The following is a 19,512-nucleotide window of genomic DNA, read 5'->3' as shown; positions in this document are numbered from 1 at the left end:
AGCGGACTTCACCCTGCCGCCCCGATCAATTCGCGCCCGATCAGCATCCGGCGGATTTCGTTGGTGCCCGCACCGATATCGAGCAGCTTGGCATCGCGCATGTAGCGTTCGACCGGCCAGTCGGTGGTGTAGCCCGCGCCGCCCAGCGCCTGCACGCTTTCAGCGGCGACCTTGAAGGCGTTCTCGCTCGCAAGCAAAATCACGCCCGCCGCATCGAAGCGCGTCGTCTGGCCGGCGTCGCAGGCCTTCGCCACCGCATAGGTGTAGGCGCGCGCGGATTGCAGCGCGACATACATGTCGGCGACCTTGGCCTGCATCAGTTGGAAGCTGCCGATGGGTTTTCCGAACTGCTTCCTCTCGCGCAGGTAGGGGATCACCGTGTCGAGGCAGGCCTGCATGATGCCGAGTTGCAACCCGGCGAGCACCACGCGCTCGTAATCGAGCCCGCTCATCAGCACGCCCACACCGCCGTTCAGCGGTCCCATGATGCGCTCTTCGGGGATGAAGCAGTCGGTGAACACCAGCTCGGCGGTGGGCGAGCCCTTCATGCCGACCTTGCTGATCTTCTGGCCGATGGCAAAGCCTTCGTCGCCCTTCTCGATCAGGAAGGCGGTGATGCCGCGCGATCCGGCGGCGCCATCGGTCTTGGCATAGACCACCAGCGTGTCGGCCTCGGGCGCGTTGGTGATCCAGAACTTGGTGCCGTTCAGCACATAGCCGCCCTGAACCGCCTCGGCCTTCAGCTTCATCGAAACCACGTCCGACCCTGCACCCGCTTCGGACATGGCGAGGCTGCCGACGTGTTCGCCGCTGATCAGCTTGGGGAGATATTTCGCCTTCTGCTCGTCATTGCCCCAACGGCGGATCTGGTTGAGGCAGAGGTTCGAATGCGCGCCGTAGGAAAGGCCGATGCTGGCCGATGCGCGGCTGACTTCCTCGACCGCGATCACGTGTTCAAGGTAGCCGAGGCCCAACCCGCCCCATTCTTCCTCGACCGTAATCCCGTGCAGGCCCAATGCGCCCATCGGCTCCCACAATTCGCGCGGGAAGCGGTCTTCGCGGTCGGTGCGGTCCGCCAGCGGCATGATCTGCTCATCGGCAAAGCGCGCCGTGCTTTCACGGATCATCTCGGCCGCTTCGCCAAGCTGGAAGTCGAAATCGGGGGTGGCGCGCATGAATTGTTCCTCGCCGCGTAATGATTGTTCTGCGGCTGCGCATAGCAAGCCAACACGCAAACGCCAATCGGAGACGCTGGCGCGGCCGTATCATTCTCGCTAATCCTGCTCCCTGCATGGACATCGCCCAGCCCCTTCTCCGCTTCGACGGGGTGATCTGCCGCTTCGGCGATGTGACCGCGGTGGACGGGGTCACCTGCGATATCGCCGCCGGCAGCTTCGTGGCGCTGGTGGGCGCATCGGGATCGGGCAAGTCGACATTGCTAAAGACGGTGAACACGCTGGTCGCGGCGACCGAAGGGCGCGTGCTGTTCGCGCAAGCCGATGTGCGCGATCTGAGGCCCGCCGCGTTGCGCCGCCGGGTGGGATACGTGTTTCAGGGCATCGGCCTGTTCCCGCATTTCTCGGTCGCCGAGAACATTGCGATCGGCCCGCGGCTGGCAGGGGAAAAGCTTGCGCCATCGCGGATTGCCGAATTGCTCGAACTGGTCGAACTCGATCCCGCCTTTGCCACGCGGATGCCCGACGAACTTTCTGGCGGACAGCGCCAGCGGGTCGGCGTGGCGCGCGCGCTGGCGGGCGGACCGGAACTGCTGATCATGGACGAGCCTTTCGGCGCGCTCGACCCGATCACGCGCGACGCGCTGGGCCGCAAGGTGCGCGAGTTGCACGATGCGCTGGGCCTTACCACCGTGATGGTCACCCACGACATGGCCGAGGCGCTGTTGCTGGCCGACCGGGTGCTGGTGATGAACGCGGGCGCGCTGGTTGCGGACGAAACCCCGCGCGCGCTGCTGGCAGGTGCAGGCGGCGCAATCGCGCAGGGGCTTGTCGCAGTGCCCCGCCAGCAGGCCGAACGGCTCGCCGCGATGGAACGCGCGCCGTGAACGCCATCTGGGACATTCTTCCCGGCCTCGGCGACAAATTGTCGGCGCATGTCGTGCTGTCGGCCAGCGCGATCGGGCTGGCGATCCTGATCGCACTGCCGCTGGCGGTGTGGGCGGGCCGTTCGGCGGTGGTCTCGCGCGTGGTGCTGAGCCTGGCGAGCCTCGTCCAGACGATCCCCGCGCTTGCGCTGCTGGCGCTGTTCTTCCCGCTGCTGCTGTCCTTGCGCAGCATCTTTGGCGAAGGCCTGCCGACTCTGGGCTTTCTGCCCGCGTTGATGGCACTGACGCTTTATGCGTTGCTGCCGATCCTGAGAAACGCGGTTACCGCGCAGGCCAATCTCGATGAAGGCGTGCTTGAGGCCGCCGACGGGGTGGGCATGACCAAGTGGCAGAAACTGACACTGGTCGAAGCCCCACTGGCGGCACCTTTCATCATGGCCGGCATCCGCACCGCGAGCGTCTGGACCATCGGGGCGGCAACGCTCGCCACCACGATCGGCCAGCCCAGCCTCGGCGATCCGATCTTTGCCGGGCTGCAAACCCAGAACTGGGCGCTGGTGCTGGCCGGGTGTCTGGCGAGCGCGGGCCTTGCGCTTGCCGCCGACAACCTGCTCTGGGTGATCGAGGTCGGTCTGGCCCGGCGCAAGCGGTGGATGACGTTGGGCGGCGTCGCGATCGTCGTGCTCGGTATCCTCGCCGCGCTATGGGGTCAGCGCCCCGACAGCGAGGAACGCCCGATCGTGATCGCGGCCAAGCAATTTTCCGAACAATATATCCTTGCGCAACTGATTGGCGCGCGGCTGGAGGCGGCGGGATACCGCGTGATCTACCGCGACGGGCTGGGCAGCGCGGTCGTCCATTCTGCGGTGGCCGCCTCGAGCGTCGACATCTCGGTCGATTATACCGGGACGATCTGGGCCAACTATCTCAAACGCGCGGACAATCCGGGCCGCGAGGCGATGTTCGAGACGATCCGCGACTGGGAGCAGCGCGAAAACGGGATCAAAGTGCTGGGCCGGCTCGGGTTCGAGAACGCTTATGCCTTTGCGATGCGCGCCGACCGCGCGCGCGCGCTGGGCGTCACCAGCCTTGCCGATCTGGTGGGCAAGGGCCCGGGCCTGACCGTTGGCGGCGATCCCGAATTCTTCGAGCGGCCCGAATGGCTCGCGGTGCGCGATGCCTATGGCCTCAGCTTCGGCAGGACGCGCAATTTCGCGCCGACCTTCATGTACAATGCGCTCGCCTCGGGCGAGGCGGATGTCATCAGCGCCTACACCTCGGACGGGCGGATCGCGGCGGACAGGCTGGTGGTGCTCGCCGATCCCAAGGGCGCGCTGCCGAGCTATGATGCGCTGCTGATCCTCTCCCCGCGGATTGCGCAGGACGCAGGCGTGACCGCCGCGCTTCAGCCGCTGCTGGGTGCGATCAGCGTCGAAGCGATGCGCGAGGCGAACTACGCGGTCGACCGCGAGGATGCGGGCAAGCTTACGCCCAAGGCCGCCGCGGCCGCGTTGGCGAGGAAGATCGGGCTTTAGCCGCGCGCTGTCCGGTCAGGACGCGCGCTTCCACACCTGTGCCTGGCAGAACGGGCCGAGACAGCCCTTCACTTCCAGCGTCCCGTCAGGCTTGCGGCGCAGTTTCGCCGTATAGGTCTTGCCCTTCTTGGGGTCGTAAACCTGCCCGCGCCATCCGTCTCCGTCGGCAGCAAGGCCGGACAGAATTGCGGTACCCAGCAGTTTGCGTGTGCGCTTGGCGGGATCGGGGTTGTTGACATCGCGCTGGTCGTTGCCCTGCGCCGCGGGAACGAGGAAGCGTTCGATCCGGCCGCACAGCGCCGCGCCGCATGGTGCAATGGCAACAACGGCGGCCTTGTCCTGTGTCACCCAGCGGCCCGTGATCGGCTCGGCCGCCCACGCGGGCAGCGCGAGCGCCGCTGCGCCAAAGGCGATCGCCGCACCGGCGATCCGCGTTTTGATCATCCCCATCATTCGAACCCCGCACCGAACGGCCAGCGCCGCCCGCAGATCCCCAGCACCTTGAACAAGGTGCCCATCTGATTGTCCTCGACCAGCCGGTCGCGCTGCCGCTTGATCACTTGCCCTTGCGCGGGATTGCGGCGCTGCAACGCCTCCATCCGCGTGTCGATCCCCATCTGGCGCAGCCATTCGCCCTGGAATTGCAGCCCCATCAGGTCGGCGCCGTTGTCCTCGGCAACCTGTTTCAACAGTTCAAAATCGACATGCGCGGTGATGTCGGCATCGCCGGGATGGGCGAACACATCGACCTTCTGGTGCGCCTTCAACGCCTGCAAGGTCGACCCCGAGCGAAGTTCCATGTGCCCGTAATCGATGATCAGCGCGGCACCGCCCTGATCCTTCAGCCGGCGGGCGATATCGGCCATGAGCGCAACGCTCGCAGGGCTGGTTTCGATCATCGCGCCTTGGGCAGCGCTGCGCCAGCTTGGCGGGACGAGGTGATCCATCCGCTCGCGGCCCGCCATCAAGGTGAAGGCCTCGCCGTCCAGCCCGACCAGCCGGTCGAACCAGCCATCGGCGCTTCGCACCAGCTGATGGATCGGCAGCGCATCGAAAAACTCGTTGGCGACGATCAGCAGCGGGGCATCATCGGGCAGGGTCGAGATATCGTGGTGGTGGTGACAGCCCGGAAATGCCTCGCGCTGGATCTTGCGCAAGGATGCCGATGTTTCGACGAAATGGATCTCCGGCGCGAACTGGTAGCGCGCGGCCGCGCCCAGCGCATCCTTCGCCAGCGTACCGCGCCCCGGGCCAAGCTCGACATAGTGGATCCGCTTGCGGCTGCCCATACGCACCCACAGATCCGCCAACCATAGCCCGATCAGCTCGCCGAACATCTGGCTGATTTCGGGCGCGGTGATGAAATCGCCCTGCGCGCCCAGGGGATCGCGGCTGGCGTAATAGCGCGCGTTGCTTTCGCCCATGAACTGCGCGAGGCTGATCGGCCCGGTTTCGCGGATCAAGCGCCTGAGCAGCTTGGGCACGTCGACATTCGCGCGGGCGATGACTTCGGCTTCAAGCCGCGCCTGTTCGGCTGCGGCGGCTTCCTCGGCCTCGCGCCGCGCCCGCTCTTCGGCAGCGATCCGCGCAGCTTCGGCCTCGGCGGCAAGCCGTGCTTCTTCCTCTGCTGCCAGACGGGCCGCTTCGGCGGCGGCTTCGGCCTCGCGGCGGGCCTGTTCCTCGGCGGCTTGCCGAGCGGCTTCCGCCGCTACGTGGCGTGCGCGTTCCTCGGCTTCGGCGCGGGCGCGGGCTTCGGCTTCGCGGCGGGCCTGCTCCTCTGCGGCAGCCTTGGCGCGCGACTCGGCTTCGGCGCGGGCGCGGGCCTCGGCTTCGGCCTTGGCACGCGCCTTGGCCTCGGCACGGGCTCGCGCTTCGGCCTCCTTTTTCAGCCGGGCTTCCTCGGCGGCCTTGGCGCGCGCTTCGGCTTCGGCGCGGGCGCGGGCCTCGGCTTCGGCCTTGGTGCGGGCAGCAGCTTCGCGGCGGGCCTGTTCTTCGGCAGCGGCCCTCGCAGCGGCTGCGGCAGCCTCGGCCTCGCGGCGAGCGGTCTCTTCAGCCTCGCGGCGCGCCTTTTCCTCGGCCTCGGCGCGCGCCTTGGCTTCTTTGGCCGCCTTTGCCTCGGCTTCGGCGCGGGCCTTGGCTTCCTTGCGCGCCTGCGCTTCGGCAGCGGCTTTGGCACGCGCTTCGGCCTCGGCACGTGCCCTTGCTTCGGCTTCGGCAGCCTTGCGCGCCCGCGCCTCGGCGGCGGCTTTCTCGCGGGCCTCGCGTTCGGCTGCAGCGCGCGCTTCGGCCTCGGCCTTTTCGCGCGCGCGGGCTTCCTTGATCTGACGGGCGCGCTCTTCCGCGGCGGCAGCGCGCGCCAGGCCTTCCGCCTTCTGGCGCAGCATCGCGTCGGTGCGTGCCCGCGCAGCCGCACGCGCCGCTTCGCTCGGCGCGGGCGCGGCGACCGGTTCGGGCGCGGGATCGATCAGCCTGAGCGCGCTGCGCCAGACCCCGGGCCCATCCGCCGCCTTCAGGCCGGAGTCGGCGTCGTCGCCGCGAGCGCCGGCTTGCGCAGCGCGAAGATCACGACAATCAATCCAGTCAGGATAAGCGGTATCGTCAGCCATTGCCCCATCGATAGCCCGGTCCGGGCCGCAAAGTCAGCCAGTTGTTGATCCGGCTGGCGGAAAAACTCGTTCACGAACCGCGATACGCCCATGCCTACGGTGAACACGCCGGCGAGCAGGCCCGGGCGATAGCGCGCGCGGGTGAACCAGAACAGGCTCAGCATGATAACCAGCATCGCCAGCCCTTCGAGCCCGGCCTGATAAAGCTGGCTGGGGTGGCGCGCCAGCGCATCGGGATCGCGCGGGAATACCATCGCCCATGGCACATCGGTCACCCGGCCCCACAGCTCGCCATTGACGAAGTTCGCCAGCCGGCCAAGCAGCATCCCCATCGGCACGCCGACGCTTACATAGTCGACCACGCGGATGAAGTTGAGCTTATCGCGCCACGCGACATAGGCCATCGCCAGCGTCACGCCCATCAGCCCGCCATGGAAGCTCATTCCCCCGTCCCACAAACGCAGCAAGCGCCACGAAACGATGCCGTCGCCCGAAAAATCGGTCCACAGGCTGGTGTCGTAGAACATCGCGTAGCCAAGCCGCCCGCCGAGAATGACGCCCAGCGTGCAGTAGAAGAACAGATCGTCGGCATGCCGCTGCGCCATCGGCGCGCCGGGCTGCTTCAGCGCTTTCGACGTGTGCCAATAGGCAAAGATCACGCCCAGAAGATAGGCCAGCGAATAGTAGCGCAGGGTGAAAGAACCGATCTCGATCCCCGGTTTCAGCCCCAGACTGGCCCATTGGATCGGTTCGGCAACGCCGCTTGCGGCAAGTAGTGACAGCACAGGGCGAACCTCTTAATGACAATGATATGCCGTATCGGTGTGCCCGACACGGCCCCGCTCGCGCCGGCGCTTCTGGCACAGCGCGCGGGGCAGGGGAAGGGGCGCGGCGCACGCCGGGAGGAATGGGACAGGCGGCCCGATCAAGGGCCGCTGCAATGAAGAGAGAGGAATCAACCCGCATGCCCACCCAGCTGGACAATGCGCTCGAAGCGATCATCACCGGATTGACCGCCGAGGGACAGCCTTTTGCCACCGTGCCTTTCACCCGCGACGGTGTGACCATGCCCGCCTTTGCTGCAGCGCCCCCGACGCTGGCCCATTATTTCGCGCATTTCTGCAACCAGAACAAGGATATCCCCTTCCTTGTCGATGGCGATATCCGGCTGACCTTCGGCGAAGCCTATGCCGCGGCGACCTGCGTTGCCGAAAGCCTGGTGCGCGATCACGGCATCGAAAAGGGCGACCGCGTCGGCATCGCCGCGCGCAATTCGGCCAACTGGATGATCGCTTACATGGGGATCATCATGGCCGGCGGCTGCGCGACCCTGCTTAACGGTTTTTCGAGCGGTGAGGAGCTCGCCTACGGGCTCGATCTGGCCGAAGCCAGGCTGCTGCTCGCCGACGAAGCCCGCGCCGCGCGGCTCGAAGGCCATGCGCACCCGGCCAAGGTCGTGCTGTTCACCCATGGCAATCCGCCCGCCGAAGGGCTGGTCGCGGTCTGGGCGACGCCGCAGGGCGCGCCTGCCGCGATGGCGATGCTCGCCGAACTCGGCCCCGACGACATGGCGACGATCCTCTACACCTCGGGTTCGACCGGCAAGTCCAAGGGCGCATGGTCCGATCACCGCGGCGTGGTGAGCGGCGTGATGAATTACGTCGCGCAGTCGGCGATGGCCAAGGTGCATCTCGAAAGCGGCGGCGAGGTGATCACCGATCAGCCCTGCGCGCTGGTCGCAGTCCCCTTGTTCCATGTGACGGGCGAAGTGCCGCTGTTCCTGCAAAGCTTCGCGATCGCGCGCAAGCTGGTGCTGATGCCCAAGTGGGATGCGGGCCTAGCGATCCGGCTGATGGCGGAAGAAAAGGTCAGCTATTTCGTCGGCGTGCCGTTGATGAGCTACGAAATCGCCAACCACCCCGACCGCGAGAATTACGACCTGTCGGCCTGCAAGAGCTTTGCCGCCGGCGGTGCGCCGCGTCCGGTCGAGCATGTCACCCGGATCAAGGAAGCCTTCCCCGGCGGTTTCCCGCTGCTGGGCTATGGCCTCACTGAAACCAACGCGGTGGGCTGCGGCAACCTGAACGAGAACTATCTTGCCAAGCCCGGTTCAACGGGGCGCCCTTCGAAGCCGCTGGTCGACATGGCGATCCTCGATGATTTGGGCCATCCGCTGGCGCAAGGCCAGGTAGGCGAGGTCTGCATCCGTTCGGTGGCCAATTTCCGCGGCTACTGGAAAAACCCCGAGGCGACCGCTGCCGCCTTCACCGATGACGGCTATTTCCGCACCGGCGATCTGGGCTATCTCGACGAGGACGGCTATCTGTTCATCGTCGACCGCAAGAAGGACATCATCATCCGCGGCGGGGAGAACATTTCCTGCATCGAGGTGGAAGACGCGATCTACGCGCATGACGATATCGGCGAATGCTCTGTCTTCGGCCTGCCCGACGAGCGGTTCGGCGAGGTGCCCGCGGCGGTCTACACCATGAAGGAAGGCCGCCCGGCGATCAGCCCCGCAGACCTGCGCGCGTTCCTCCTCGAACGGATCGCGCCGTTCAAGGTGCCGCTCGAATCGCAGATGTGGATGGCGGGCGAAGCCTTGCCGCGGCTGGGCACGCAGAAGATCGACAAGCGCACGGTCAAGGCGCGCTATCTCGGTCAGACCGCCGCCGCATGAGCGCGCCCGCGTGACCATCCGCCGCGTCCCTTCGCAGCGTGCGATCATCGACCGGCGGGCGCTGGCCGAACAGATCGCCGCGCTGCACGGGGCGGGCGGCGCGTCGGCGCGCGCGGCGATCGTCGCGGCGCTGCGCGCGGCGCTGGACGAAGGACGCAGGGAACTGAACCACCGGCTGGAGGAGACGCCCTCTGCCGGGCACGAGGTTACCGCCGGGTTCAGCTTCCTGATCGACCAGTTGCTGCGCGTGATCCACGATCACGTCACCACCCACCTCTACCCCGTCCCCAACGCGACGCAGGCCGAACGGCTCGCGATCCTCGCGGTGGGCGGATATGGCCGCGCCGAGATGGCGCCGCATTCGGATATCGATGTCGCCTTCATCACCCCGGGCAAGCGCGCGCCGTGGTGCGAGCAGGTGATCGAGACGATGCTCTACCTGCTGTGGGATCTCGGCCTCAAGGTCGGCCATTCCAGCCGCACGGTCGCGGATACGATCCGCATGGCGCGCGAGGATCTGACGATCCGCACCGCGCTGCTCGAAAGCCGGTTGGTGTGGGGCGAACAGGCGCTTTACGAAGAGCTGCGCACCCGCTTCTGGAACGAAGTCGTCAAGGGAAGCGAGCGCCAGTTCCTCGCCGAGAAACTGGCCGAACGCAACGCCCGTCACAAGCGGATGGGCGACAGCCGCTATGTCGTCGAACCCAACGTCAAGGAAGGCAAGGGCGGTCTGCGCGACCTTCAGACGCTCTACTGGATCGGCAAATATGTCCACCGCGTCGGGAGCGCCGCCGAACTGGTCGATGTGGGGCTGTTCACGCAGAACGAATATCGCACCTTCCGCCGCGCCGAGGCGTTTCTGCTCGCCGCGCGCTGCCACATGCACATCCTGACCGACCGCGCCGAGGACCGGCTGACCTTCGATTTGCAACGGCAGGTGGCCGAACGCATGCAGTTTGCCGATCGCCCGGGCAAAAGCGCGGTCGAACGCTTCATGCAATACTACTTCATGCAGGTGAAACGCGTCGGCAGCCTGACCGGCGTGTTCCTTGCCCACCTCGACGAGGAAATGGCGAAAAAGCGCAGTCGCACAGGCTTTTTCGCCGGCTGGACGCAGCGCCCGCGGATGTTCAAGGGCTATATCGTCGAAGGCGGACGGCTGCGCGCGCCGGGCGACGCATGGTTCCGCGCCGATCCGGTGCGGTTGATCGAGGTGTTCCAGCTGGCCGAGGCCGAGGGGCTCGAAATCCACCCTGAAACCATGCGGCAGGCCGGGCGCGATGCCAAGCTGATCGACGGCAAGCTGCGACGCGACCGCCGCGCCAATGCGCTGTTTCTCGATCTGCTCAGCGGAAGGAAGGACCCCGAAACGAGCTTGCGCTGGATGAACGAGACGGGCGTGTTCGGCCGCTTCGTGCCCGATTTCGGCCGGGTCAATGCGCAGATGCAGTTCGACATGTATCACCACTACACCGTCGATGAACACACGATCCGGGCGATCGGCTTGCTCAGCCAGATCGAGCGCGGATTGCTTGCCGGCGACCATCCGCGCGCCACCCGCGAATTTCCCAAGCTCGCCTCGCGCCGCGCGCTGTATGTCGCGGTGCTGCTGCACGATATCGCCAAGGGGCGCGGGGGCGACCATTCGGTGCTCGGCGCCGATGTCGCCTACAAGCTCGGCCCGCGCTTCGGCCTCGACGAGAAGGAAACCGATCTGGTCGCCTGGCTGGTGCTGCAACACCTGCTGATGAGCCGCACCGCGCAGAAACGCGACCTGACCGACCCCAAGACGATCGAGGATTTCGTCACCGAGGTGCAGAGCCTCGAACGCTTGCGCAATCTGGCGATCCTGACCGCGGTCGATATCCGCGCGGTCGGCCCCGGAACGTGGAACAGCTGGAAAGGCCAGCTCCTGGGCGAGCTTTACGATGCCGCACAGGAACGTCTGCGGCTGGGCCACAAGGGCAATGGCCGAAAAGGCCGCGTCACCGCGAAGAAGGACGCGGTCCAGCGCCTGCTGGGCGATGCCGATCATCTGGTCGACACCATCGGCGCGCAGCTTGGCGATGCCTACTGGATCGCCGAACCCGAAGACATCATCGCCAGCAATCTCGTGCAATACGACGCCGCGATCGCGAGCAAGAACCAGCTGTCGATCGCTTGCGAGGTCGACGAGACCCGCGGCGCGACCCGGGTGAGCGTGATCGCCGCCGACCATCCGGGCCTGTTCTACCGCATGGCGGGCGGCATCCATCTGGCCGGCGCCAACATCATCGATGCGCGGATCCACACCGCGCGCAGCGGCTATGCGGTCGACAATTTTCTGGTGCAGGACCAGAATGGCCAGCCCTTCCGCGAAGCGGGCCAGATGGCGCGCATCGAAAAGGGCATCCGCGACGCGCTGTTGGCGCAGGTCGAACTGGTGCCGAAACTCGCCGCGCGACCGCTGGCGCACTCGCGCGCAAAGGCGTTCGATGTCGCCCCGCGGGTCGATTTCGACAATGACGCATCGAACCATTTCACCGTGATCGAAGTCACCGCGCGCGATCGCCCGGCGCTGCTCAACCGGCTGGCGCACGCCTTGTACAAGGCCAACCTGATCGTCCATTCGGCGCATATCACCGCCTATGGCGAGGCCGCCGCCGATACCTTCTATGTGACCGATCTGACCGCATCGAAGATCAAGGCGCCCGACCGGCTTGCCGAGATCGAGGCCGCGTTGCTTGCCGCCGCAAGCGACCAGCGCCAGCAACAGCTGGAAAAGGCCTGAGCGTGGCTTTCTGACCACAGCGGCAAATGCGCTGCGGCGAGCCGAGTGTGCGATAGGTTGCATTGGCAAAACGTATTGCCTAGGCAGCGGCCCTCAACTCAGGGAGAGTTACTTCATGACAATCGCATCCCCCGTGTCGGGCCGCCTGCGGCTCGGCAAGCTGGCGCTGCTGCTCTCGGCCGCCACCCTCGCCCCCTTCGCCGCGGCCGCGCAGGACGCCGAAGCCCCGGCTGAGGAAACCTCGACCAGCGCGCTCGACCAGATCAACGAAATCCTCGTCACCGGCACCAAGACCAAGGATGCTGAAAACGTGCAGGACGTGCCGCTGGCCGTCACCGCGTTCAACGCCGGCACGCTCGAAGCCTACAAGATCCGCGACATTTCGGGTCTGTCGTTCCAGGCCCCGACCGTCAGCCTCGACCAGGTCGGCACCAGCCGCGGCACCGCCAACTTCACCGTCCGCGGGCTTGGCATCAACTCCTCGATCCCCTCGATCGACCCGACCGTCGGCGTGTTCGTCGATGGCGTCTATCTGGGCATCAACGGCGGCGTCGTGTTCGACCTGTTCGACCTTGAAAGCGTCGAAATCCTGCGCGGCCCGCAGGGCGTGCTGTTCGGCCGCAACGTGACCGGCGGCGCGGTGGTGATCAACACCGGCAACCCGACCGAAGATTTCAGCGGCAAGTTCCGCGCAGCAGTCGACGGCCCGCTGGTCGATGGCGGCCGCGGCGGCGCCAACTACACCGTCAGCGGCGTGCTCTCTGGCCCGATCATCGAAGACGTGCTGCTGTTCAAGGCCGGCGCCTATTACAACAAGGACGAAGGCTACTTCACCAACCTGTTCAACGGCGAAAACCAGGGCGCAGCGGAAACCAAGATCTTCCGCGGCGCCCTCGAAGCCCGCCTCGGCGCGCTGACGCTGCTCGGCAAGCTCGACTACTTCGAAAGCGACGGCGACGGCCCGGCCGCACAGAACCGCGGCTTCTTCGATCGCAACAGCTACGACCTGTCGATCGACGAGCCGGGCTTCTATGCCAACGAAATCTGGACCGGCTCGCTCACCGCGACGCTCGACATCGGTGCGGGCACCCTGACCAACGTGTTCGGTTATCGCGATTACAAGGCCGCCACCCGCGGCGACATCGACGCGACCCCGCGCTTCCTGTTCCACTCGAACACCGCAACCGATCAGGACCAGATCTCGAACGAACTGCGTTACGCGATCTCGACCGGCGCGCTCGACCTCACCTTCGGCGGGTTCTACTTCAAGCAGAACCTCGCCTATGACGAGAGCCGCGAACTGCGCCGCGATCTGCCGGTGAACCTGCGTCCCCCCGTGTTCTACGGCGGCGGTCGTCAGGAGCATGAAGTGCTTGGCGTGTTCGCCAATGCGCAGCTCGAAATCGCCGATGGCTTCTCGCTGATCGGCGGTCTGCGCTGGAACCAGGAAACCAAGGACGCGGCCGTCACCTACGTCACGCCGCGCGCGCCTTGCTCGGTGGTAGCAGGCACCTGCCCGACCGGCACGCAGCCGTTCAACCCGGCGACCGAAACCGCCGGCTTCACCGACGATGTCCGGTTCCGCAACCTGTCGCCCAAGGTCGGCGCGCAGTATGAATGGGCCAACAGCCAGCTTTATGGCCACTGGAGCCGCGGCTACCGTTCGGGCGGTTACAACTTCCGCATCACCAACGTCGCCGTCTTCAACCGCGCCTTTGCCGCCACCGGCGAACTGGGCTTCGGCGAAGAGAAGGTCGACAACTACGAGATCGGCGGCAAGTTCCAGACAATGGACCGCTCGTTCACGCTCAACGTCGCCGGCTACATCACCAAGGTCGGCAACATGCAGCGCGAAGTGAACCTCGCCGATCCGGGCGCGGGCGTGGTGCAGAACATCCTCAACACTGCCGATGCCACGATCAAGGGCTTCGAAGCCGAAGCGCGCATGCGCGTGTCGGAATCGCTCGCCTTCAGCGCGAACGTCGGGATCACCGATGCCGCCTATGACCGGGTGCTGTTCGACATTTCGGGCGATGGCCGCATCACCGATGCCGATCTTGCCCTGTCGCTGCCGCGCGTTCCCCCGGTCACCGTCGGCGTGGGCTTCATCCACGACCTCGACCTTGGCACCGGCGGCGCGCTGCTGACCCGCGTGAACTACCAGTATCGCGACCGCGCGGCCTACACCGACGACAACTTCGGCTGGCTGAACGACCTCAGCAACCTCGAAGCCAACATCAGCTGGACCACCCCGGTCGATGGCCTGACGCTGTCGGTCTATGGTCGCAACCTGATCGACCAGGTGCAGGAAGGCGGCGATACGCAGGTTCCCTTCGGCGGCCCGCTGTCCGACGGCGTGCAGCAGCCCTTCCAGCAGCGTCCGGGTGCCGGCACCTTCTCGCCGCTGATGCGCGGCCGGAACATCGGTATCGAAGCGCTGTTCGAATTCTGATGACGTGATAGCGGTCGCCCCCTTGCGGGCGATCGTCCTCGCCTATCTGCCACAAGAAAAAGGGGCGCTCCGGCAACGGGGCGCCCTTTTTGCGTGTCAGTCCGCGTGCGTCGCCAGCAGCAGCGCTGTCGCTTGGTCATCGAACGCGACAAAGGCCCATTCGAAGGCTGCATCGGTGACCGGGTTCCAGCCGAAATACATCCGGTTGGTGACGATCTGGCGGATTGCCGGATCGAAGCAGGCGAGGAACTCCGCGCCCATCGTCAGCGCGTCGGCCTCGCCCAGCCACGGCGTGCCGGGCTTCACCATGTCGGCCGCAAACGCATCGCGCAGGCTCCCGAGCGCGGCGCGCGGATCGCCGGGCGCCGCCTCGGTATCGAGCAGTTCCCAGTTCTGGCCGATGGGAAGAAGGTCAAGCTCTGTCATCAACGCATCGGCGCGGGCGGTGTGGAGCAGCGGCGGATTCACCGGCACGCGCGCCTCGATCCGCACGCTGCCCGAGCCCGCATTCAGCCGCGCCTGCCACCGCGCGGCGAAATCCGCGATCCGCGCGGCCGCGGGTTTCATCCCCGCACGCCGAACAATGCGCTGCCGACCCGCACATGGGTCGCGCCCAGCATCACCGCGGTCTCGTAATCGCCGCTCATCCCCATGCTGAGGCCGCCGGCCACGCCATTATCCGCGGCAAGCTTCGCCAGATAGGCGAAGAACGGCGCGGCCTCGGTGTCGGCGGGGGGAATGCACATCAGCCCGGCGAGCGGAATGGCTGCCGCGCGCGCCTCGGCGAGGAACGCGGGCAGTTCGCTGATCGGGCACCCGCCCTTCTGCGCCTCGTCACCGATATTGACCTGCACGAAACAGGGCACCTGCCGCCCGGCCTTGTCCATCGCGCGGGCAAGCGCGGTCAGCAGGCTCGGCCGGTCGAGCGAATGGATCGCGTCGAACAGCGCCACGGCTTCTTCGGCCTTGTTCGATTGCAACTGGCCGATCAGGTGCAGCGCGATGTCGGGATGGGCTTCGCGCAAGGCGGGCCACTTGCCTTGCGCTTCCTGCACCCGGTTTTCGCCGAACACGCGCTGGCCGGCATCGATCAGCGGCTGGATCGCGGGCGCTTCGTGGGTCTTGCTCACCGCGATCAGCGTCACGTCTTCGGGCTTGCGGCGTGCCTGTTTGCACGCGCGCGCGATATTGGCATGAATGTCGGCGAGGCGGGTGGCTGTATTTTCCATGGCTGCGCTCTATAGCGCCAAGGTGGCCCGCGCAAAGACCCTCCCCGCCCTGTGGCTGATATCGGATGCGCGCAACGATGCCGCGCTTGAAAGCGCGCTTGCACGGCTTCCGCGCGGCAGTGGCTTCGTGTTCCGGCACTATCATCTGGGCGCCGCCGAGCGCGGCGAGCGCTTTGCAACCTTGGCCGCAGCCGCGCGGGCGCACGGCCACTGCGTGATCCTGTCGGGCAGCGCGGCACTGGCGCAGGACTGGGGCGCGGATGGCATTTACGGCCCGCCAACAGCGCTGGGGGAACCCTGTAGCCTGCTACGGCTCGCGACCGCGCACGATCCGCACGAAATCGCGCTCGCCAACAGCGCGGGCGCCGACGGCATCTTCCTGTCGCCCGTGTTTTCGACCCGCTCGCACCCCGGCGCAGATTGCCTTGGCGAAGCCCGCTTTCGCGCACTCGCGGCTCAGGCCGCTGCACCCGTCATCGCGCTGGGCGGAATGACCGCGCAGCGCGCAAGCCAGCTTGACTGGCCGCGCTGGGCTGCCATCGACGGGCTGAGTTAGTAGGCGCCGTCCGTTCATCGCTCTTTCCTTGACCCTGAACCTGTCAGGATTCATGGTGTGTTCCGCACAGGAGACTCCCCCGAAATGGCCACCCGCGCGGCCCCATCCGTCACTTCCGCCCGCCCACCCGCCGGCCGCCAGACCGACGCCGAATGGCGCGCGGGCCTGCGCCGTTCGCTGCGCCGCGCGTTCCAGATGAGCGGTGCGGGCCTGTTGCTGGGTGCGTGCGTCTTCCTTGCGCTGGCGCTGGCGAGCTACACCCAGACCGATCCCAGCCCCTCGACCGCAGCCGACCCGGCAGAAGTCGCCAACTGGATGGGCGCGGCGGGCGCGTGGGCGGCGGACCGTGTGCTGTTGATCTTCGGGCTGCCGGGCGTGCTGCTGCTGCCGCTGCTCTATGTCAGCGCGCGCAAGCTGTGGCGCGATGTCGAGAATGGCGACGAGCCCGAAACCACCGCGTGGTGGATGCCGACCGCGCTACTGTTGCTTGCGATGACGCTGATCGCCACCGTGCTTGCGCTGGTGTTCGACGGGCCGGGCGGAACGCTGCCCGCGCAATCGGGCGGATTGTCCGGGCTGATCGGCGCGGGCGCGATCCGGGCGGTCGCCGCGCGGTTCGGGGAAAGCGCCGAAGGCTGGGTGATTCTCGGGCTCGCGCTGGTCAGCCTCGCCGCCGGCGTTGCGCTGCTCACCCGCATCTTCGCGATCGACTGGCGCGTGCTGATGAGCCTGCCCGACTTCCTCGGCGGGGGCAGCCTTGCGGGCCTCATGCGCCGCCTGCGCAGCGAGCGCCCCGGCACGGCGCCTGCGCTTGGCTATGCCGGCGGGATCGATGCCGATGACGAGGACGAAGCTGACGCAGACGCCGCTGCGCGCCCGCGCCGTGCTGCCAGGACGCCGATCGTCGCCCCGCCCGCCGCGCTCGAGGAAACCCCGCGCCGCGCGCCCGAAATCAGCGATCCTTCCGCCCCGCCCAAGCGCGCGCCCAGCGGCAAGACCGCGCAGCGCGACATGTTCGCGCCCTTCAACCTGCCCAGCCTCGACCTGCTTGCCGAACCGCCGACCGACAAGGGGCCCAAGCTCGACAAGCTGGCGCTGGAACGCAACGCGCGCCTGCTCGAAAACGTGCTCGACGATTTCAATGTGAAGGGCGAAATTACCGCGGTGCGCACCGGGCCGGTGGTGACGATGTACGAACTCGAACCCGCGCCCGGCATCAAGGCCAGCCGCGTGGTCGGCCTTGCCGAAGACATCGCCCGCAACATGAGCGCGATTTCCGCGCGCGTCTCGCCCATTCCCGGGCGCACGGTGATGGGGATCGAACTGCCCAACCAGGATCGCCAGACGGTGATGCTGAAGGAACTCGCCGCGGCGGCCGATTTCGTCGATGCCAAGGGCAATCTGCCGATCATTCTGGGCAAGGATATCGCGGGCGAACCGGTGATTGCCGATCTTGCCGCGATGCCGCACTTGCTGGTCGCGGGCACCACCGGATCGGGCAAGTCGGTCGGGCTGAACGTGATCCTGCTTTCGCTGCTCTACCGCTTTACCCCGTCCGAACTGCGGATGATCCTGATCGATCCCAAGGTGCTCGAACTCAAGACCTACGACGACATCCCGCATCTGCTGTCGCCCGTGGTGACCGAGCCGGCCAAGTCCGTGCGCGCGCTGAAATGGGCGGTCGAGGAAATGGAGCGTCGCTACCGGATGATGAGCGCGATTTCCTCGCGCAACATCAACTCCTTCAACGAGAAAGTCAGCGCCGCGATCGCCAAGGGCAAGCCTTTGGGCCGCCGGGTGCAGACCGGGTTCGACCCCGAAACCGGCGAGCAGTTGTTCGAGGAAGAACAGCTCGATTACCAGCCGCTGCCGCAGATCGTGCTGATCGTCGACGAACTGGCCGACCTCATGGTCACGATCGGCAAGGAAATCGAAGTACTGATCCAGCGTCTCTCGCAAAAGAGCCGTGCGGCGGGCATCCACCTGATCATGGCGACGCAGCGCCCGTCGGTCGATGTCATCACCGGCGTGATCAAGGCCAACCTGCCGACCCGGATCAGCTTCAAGGTGACCAGCCGGATCGACAGCCGCACGATCCTTGGCGAACAGGGGGCAGAACAACTGCTGGGCAAGGGTGACATGCTCTACAAGCCCAACACCGGCGCGATGGTGCGCGTCCACGGGCCCTTTGTCTCGGACGAAGAGGTCGAGGCGGTCGCCGATTTCTGGCGCGCGCAGGGCTCGCCCGAATATGTCGATGCGGTCACCGAGGAACCCGAGGAAGGCTTCGGCGGGTTCGGCTTCGATGATGAACTGACCGCGTCCGACAACCCCGAGGAACGCAAGTATCGGCAGGCTTGCCAGATCGTGTTCGAAAACCAGAAGGCATCGGGAAGCTGGCTGCAACGCCAGATGGGCGTGGGCTACAACACCGCCGCCAAATGGATCGAACGGATGGAGGAGGACGGTTTCGTCGGCCCTGCCAACCATGTGGGTCGCCGCGAGATCTACCGCGACAAGGATGGCAATCCGCTCTGACCAGGAGGATGGTTGAACCCGCCGCCTCCCAACGAACTACGGTTTTACAACGACATGGCCGACCTGCCGGAATAACCCCCGGGTTTTGTAATCAAGGTTAGTATTTTCTAAAGATCAGCCTCCGTAAACCGTCATGGTAAACGGGGGTTAGTCAACGATGTTAAACACGATGGCGCGATATGTGCGTGCGCAGTGCGCCGCCTTGTGGCTTGCGGCGGTTTGCGCGCTGGTTGCGGGTCCGGTCTGCGCGCAAGACGGATGGACGCTCGAACCTGCCGCGCGGATCGAGTTTCAGGCTGTCAGCGCGCAATCCACCACCCGCGATGAAGACCTCGTTGTCGAAGGCGAGGCGCTGTCGGTGCGCGGGCAGGCGAGCCTCGGGCTTGAAAGCAAGCGCACCCGCGTCCGCGTCGAAGCCGACCGGATCGAGGTTTTCCGCCTCGGCAAGGGGCGCGCCGATGTGTCGCGCGACCGGTTGACCGCGGCGATCGAGCACGATCTCACCCGCAGTTTCGAATTGCAGGCGCAGCTTCGCCGTTACGACGATCTGGTCACGGTAGAGGCGGCCGATACCGATGCCTGGGAATACTCCGCGCGTGCCACCTTCGAGCCTACGCGCGCCAACCGTTTCCGCCTGCAAGGCACATGGCGCGAACGGCAATACGACAGCGTGGCCGCTCCCCCGACCACGGGCGAGGGCGAAAGGATCGATGCGCAATACCGCCGCCGTTTCGGCGCCTATCACTACCTCGCCTTCGACCTTCGCAGCGAAGCGATCCGCTCGGACGATCCGCGGCGCGGATACGAGCGCGAATCGGCCGGCGTCGCCTACACCCGCCCGGTTGCGAAGGACCTGCGCCTGCGCCCGGCGGTCGAGGTGATCCGCACCCGTTTCGATGGCCGCATCGCCGACAATGGCGCGCTGCGGCGCGACCGCCAGACCGTCCCCGAATTAGAGCTGCAATGGTGGCCCGGCCCATGGCGGATCGAGGCCGAGGCGAAATACATCTTCTTTTCCAGCAACGAGGCCGCGCGCGAGCGCGAAGGCTATCGTCTAACGCTGTCGGTGGGCCGCGTGTTCTGA

14 protein-coding genes are annotated in these 19,512 nt (G+C 66.4%); 8 read left to right on the top strand and 6 right to left on the bottom strand.

The window, feature by feature from the left end; genetic code table 11:
- Positions 1–8: 8 nt before the first annotated feature.
- Positions 9–1,175 carry an isovaleryl-CoA dehydrogenase gene (locus tag A9D12_RS05630; protein ID WP_068350424.1) on the bottom strand — a complete coding sequence of 389 codons (1,167 nt, stop codon included), beginning with the start codon at positions 1,173–1,175 and terminating at the stop codon, positions 9–11.
- Positions 1,176–1,291: 116 nt separating this feature from the next.
- Here A9D12_RS05630 and A9D12_RS05625 point away from each other — a divergent pair, with 116 nt between their 5' ends.
- Together A9D12_RS05625 and A9D12_RS05620 are read left to right on the top strand one after the other, a co-directional pair.
- Complete coding sequence (locus A9D12_RS05625) at positions 1,292–2,062, top strand: ATP-binding cassette domain-containing protein (RefSeq protein ID WP_068350423.1); 771 nt, start codon at positions 1,292–1,294, stop codon at positions 2,060–2,062.
- Positions 2,059–3,597: an ABC transporter permease/substrate-binding protein gene (locus A9D12_RS05620; RefSeq protein WP_068350422.1), complete on the top strand. Its 1,539-nt coding sequence runs from the start codon at positions 2,059–2,061 to the stop codon at positions 3,595–3,597. The genes A9D12_RS05625 and A9D12_RS05620 overlap by 4 nt, the downstream gene beginning before the upstream one ends.
- A 15-nt stretch (positions 3,598–3,612) precedes the next feature.
- On the opposite strand, the gene A9D12_RS05615 is transcribed toward A9D12_RS05620, so the two are convergent.
- Genes A9D12_RS05615 through lgt form a run of 3 tightly spaced genes read right to left on the bottom strand, consistent with a single transcriptional unit; the run spans position 3,613 to position 6,988 of the window.
- Complete coding sequence (locus tag A9D12_RS05615) at positions 3,613–4,041, bottom strand: DUF2147 domain-containing protein (protein ID WP_068353755.1); 429 nt, start codon at positions 4,039–4,041, stop codon at positions 3,613–3,615.
- Positions 4,042–4,046: 5 nt separating this feature from the next.
- The gene (locus A9D12_RS15150; RefSeq protein ID WP_335645790.1) at positions 4,047–6,203 is read right to left on the bottom strand and encodes a class I SAM-dependent methyltransferase; all 2,157 of its coding nucleotides are present in this window, start codon (positions 6,201–6,203) and stop codon (positions 4,047–4,049) included.
- Entirely contained in the window at positions 6,107–6,988 is an 882-nt protein-coding gene (gene lgt, locus A9D12_RS05605) for a prolipoprotein diacylglyceryl transferase (protein ID WP_068350421.1), read from the bottom strand. The genes A9D12_RS15150 and lgt overlap by 97 nt, the downstream gene beginning before the upstream one ends.
- 179 nt (positions 6,989–7,167) lie before the next feature.
- Between lgt and A9D12_RS05600 the strand changes: the two genes are divergently transcribed.
- The 3 genes from A9D12_RS05600 to A9D12_RS05590 all read left to right on the top strand — a co-directional run bounded on the left by A9D12_RS05600 (position 7,168) and on the right by A9D12_RS05590 (position 14,105).
- Complete coding sequence (locus A9D12_RS05600; protein WP_068350420.1) at positions 7,168–8,883, top strand: class I adenylate-forming enzyme family protein; 1,716 nt, start codon at positions 7,168–7,170, stop codon at positions 8,881–8,883.
- A 10-nt stretch (positions 8,884–8,893) separates the two neighbouring features.
- Complete coding sequence (locus A9D12_RS05595; RefSeq protein ID WP_068350419.1) at positions 8,894–11,653, top strand: [protein-PII] uridylyltransferase; 2,760 nt, start codon at positions 8,894–8,896, stop codon at positions 11,651–11,653.
- 115 nt (positions 11,654–11,768) lie between these two features.
- Entirely contained in the window at positions 11,769–14,105 is a 2,337-nt protein-coding gene (locus A9D12_RS05590) for a TonB-dependent receptor (protein WP_068350418.1), read from the top strand.
- 96 nt (positions 14,106–14,201) lie between these two features.
- Here A9D12_RS05590 and A9D12_RS05585 read toward each other — a convergent pair whose 3' ends face one another.
- Positions 14,202–14,672 carry a hypothetical protein gene (locus A9D12_RS05585; protein ID WP_068350417.1) on the bottom strand — a complete coding sequence of 157 codons (471 nt, stop codon included), beginning with the start codon at positions 14,670–14,672 and terminating at the stop codon, positions 14,202–14,204.
- Positions 14,669–15,334, bottom strand: a complete 666-nt coding sequence (locus A9D12_RS05580) for a YggS family pyridoxal phosphate-dependent enzyme (RefSeq protein WP_068350416.1) — start codon at positions 15,332–15,334, stop codon at positions 14,669–14,671. The genes A9D12_RS05585 and A9D12_RS05580 overlap by 4 nt, the downstream gene beginning before the upstream one ends.
- Between A9D12_RS05580 and A9D12_RS05575 the strand changes: the two genes are divergently transcribed.
- From A9D12_RS05575 to A9D12_RS05565, 3 genes are all read left to right on the top strand, one after another.
- Entirely contained in the window at positions 15,333–15,890 is a 558-nt protein-coding gene (locus A9D12_RS05575; RefSeq protein ID WP_068350415.1) for a thiamine phosphate synthase, read from the top strand. The genes A9D12_RS05580 and A9D12_RS05575 overlap by 2 nt on opposite strands.
- An 84-nt stretch (positions 15,891–15,974) precedes the next feature.
- Positions 15,975–18,428: a DNA translocase FtsK gene (locus A9D12_RS05570; protein ID WP_068350414.1), complete on the top strand. Its 2,454-nt coding sequence runs from the start codon at positions 15,975–15,977 to the stop codon at positions 18,426–18,428.
- A 181-nt stretch (positions 18,429–18,609) separates the two neighbouring features.
- Positions 18,610–19,512: a hypothetical protein gene (locus A9D12_RS05565; RefSeq protein WP_156522800.1), complete on the top strand. Its 903-nt coding sequence runs from the start codon at positions 18,610–18,612 to the stop codon at positions 19,510–19,512.

This window comes from Erythrobacter neustonensis (assembly GCF_001663175.1).
GTDB lineage: Bacteria > Pseudomonadota > Alphaproteobacteria > Sphingomonadales > Sphingomonadaceae > Erythrobacter > Erythrobacter neustonensis.
The sequence above is the reverse complement of the archived record's forward strand: the minus strand, read 5'-3'. Positions and strand labels throughout refer to the sequence as shown.

What these genes read in the sequence shown, in the direction of transcription:
- A9D12_RS15150 (WP_335645790.1), bottom strand. Translation starts at nt 6,203, where the DNA reads ATGGCTGACGATACCGCTTATCCTGACTGGATTGATTGTCGTGATCTT.
- A9D12_RS05630 (WP_068350424.1), bottom strand. Translation starts at nt 1,175, where the DNA reads ATGCGCGCCACCCCCGATTTCGACTTCCAGCTTGGCGAAGCGGCCGAG.
- A9D12_RS05585 (WP_068350417.1), bottom strand. Translation starts at nt 14,672, where the DNA reads ATGAAACCCGCGGCCGCGCGGATCGCGGATTTCGCCGCGCGGTGGCAG.
- A9D12_RS05580 (WP_068350416.1), bottom strand. Translation starts at nt 15,334, where the DNA reads ATGGAAAATACAGCCACCCGCCTCGCCGACATTCATGCCAATATCGCG.
- A9D12_RS05615 (WP_068353755.1), bottom strand. Translation starts at nt 4,041, where the DNA reads ATGATCAAAACGCGGATCGCCGGTGCGGCGATCGCCTTTGGCGCAGCG.
- A9D12_RS05570 (WP_068350414.1), top strand. Translation starts at nt 15,975, where the DNA reads ATGGCCACCCGCGCGGCCCCATCCGTCACTTCCGCCCGCCCACCCGCC.
- A9D12_RS05600 (WP_068350420.1), top strand. Translation starts at nt 7,168, where the DNA reads ATGCCCACCCAGCTGGACAATGCGCTCGAAGCGATCATCACCGGATTG.
- A9D12_RS05575 (WP_068350415.1), top strand. Translation starts at nt 15,333, where the DNA reads ATGGCTGCGCTCTATAGCGCCAAGGTGGCCCGCGCAAAGACCCTCCCC.
- A9D12_RS05625 (WP_068350423.1), top strand. Translation starts at nt 1,292, where the DNA reads ATGGACATCGCCCAGCCCCTTCTCCGCTTCGACGGGGTGATCTGCCGC.
- A9D12_RS05590 (WP_068350418.1), top strand. Translation starts at nt 11,769, where the DNA reads ATGACAATCGCATCCCCCGTGTCGGGCCGCCTGCGGCTCGGCAAGCTG.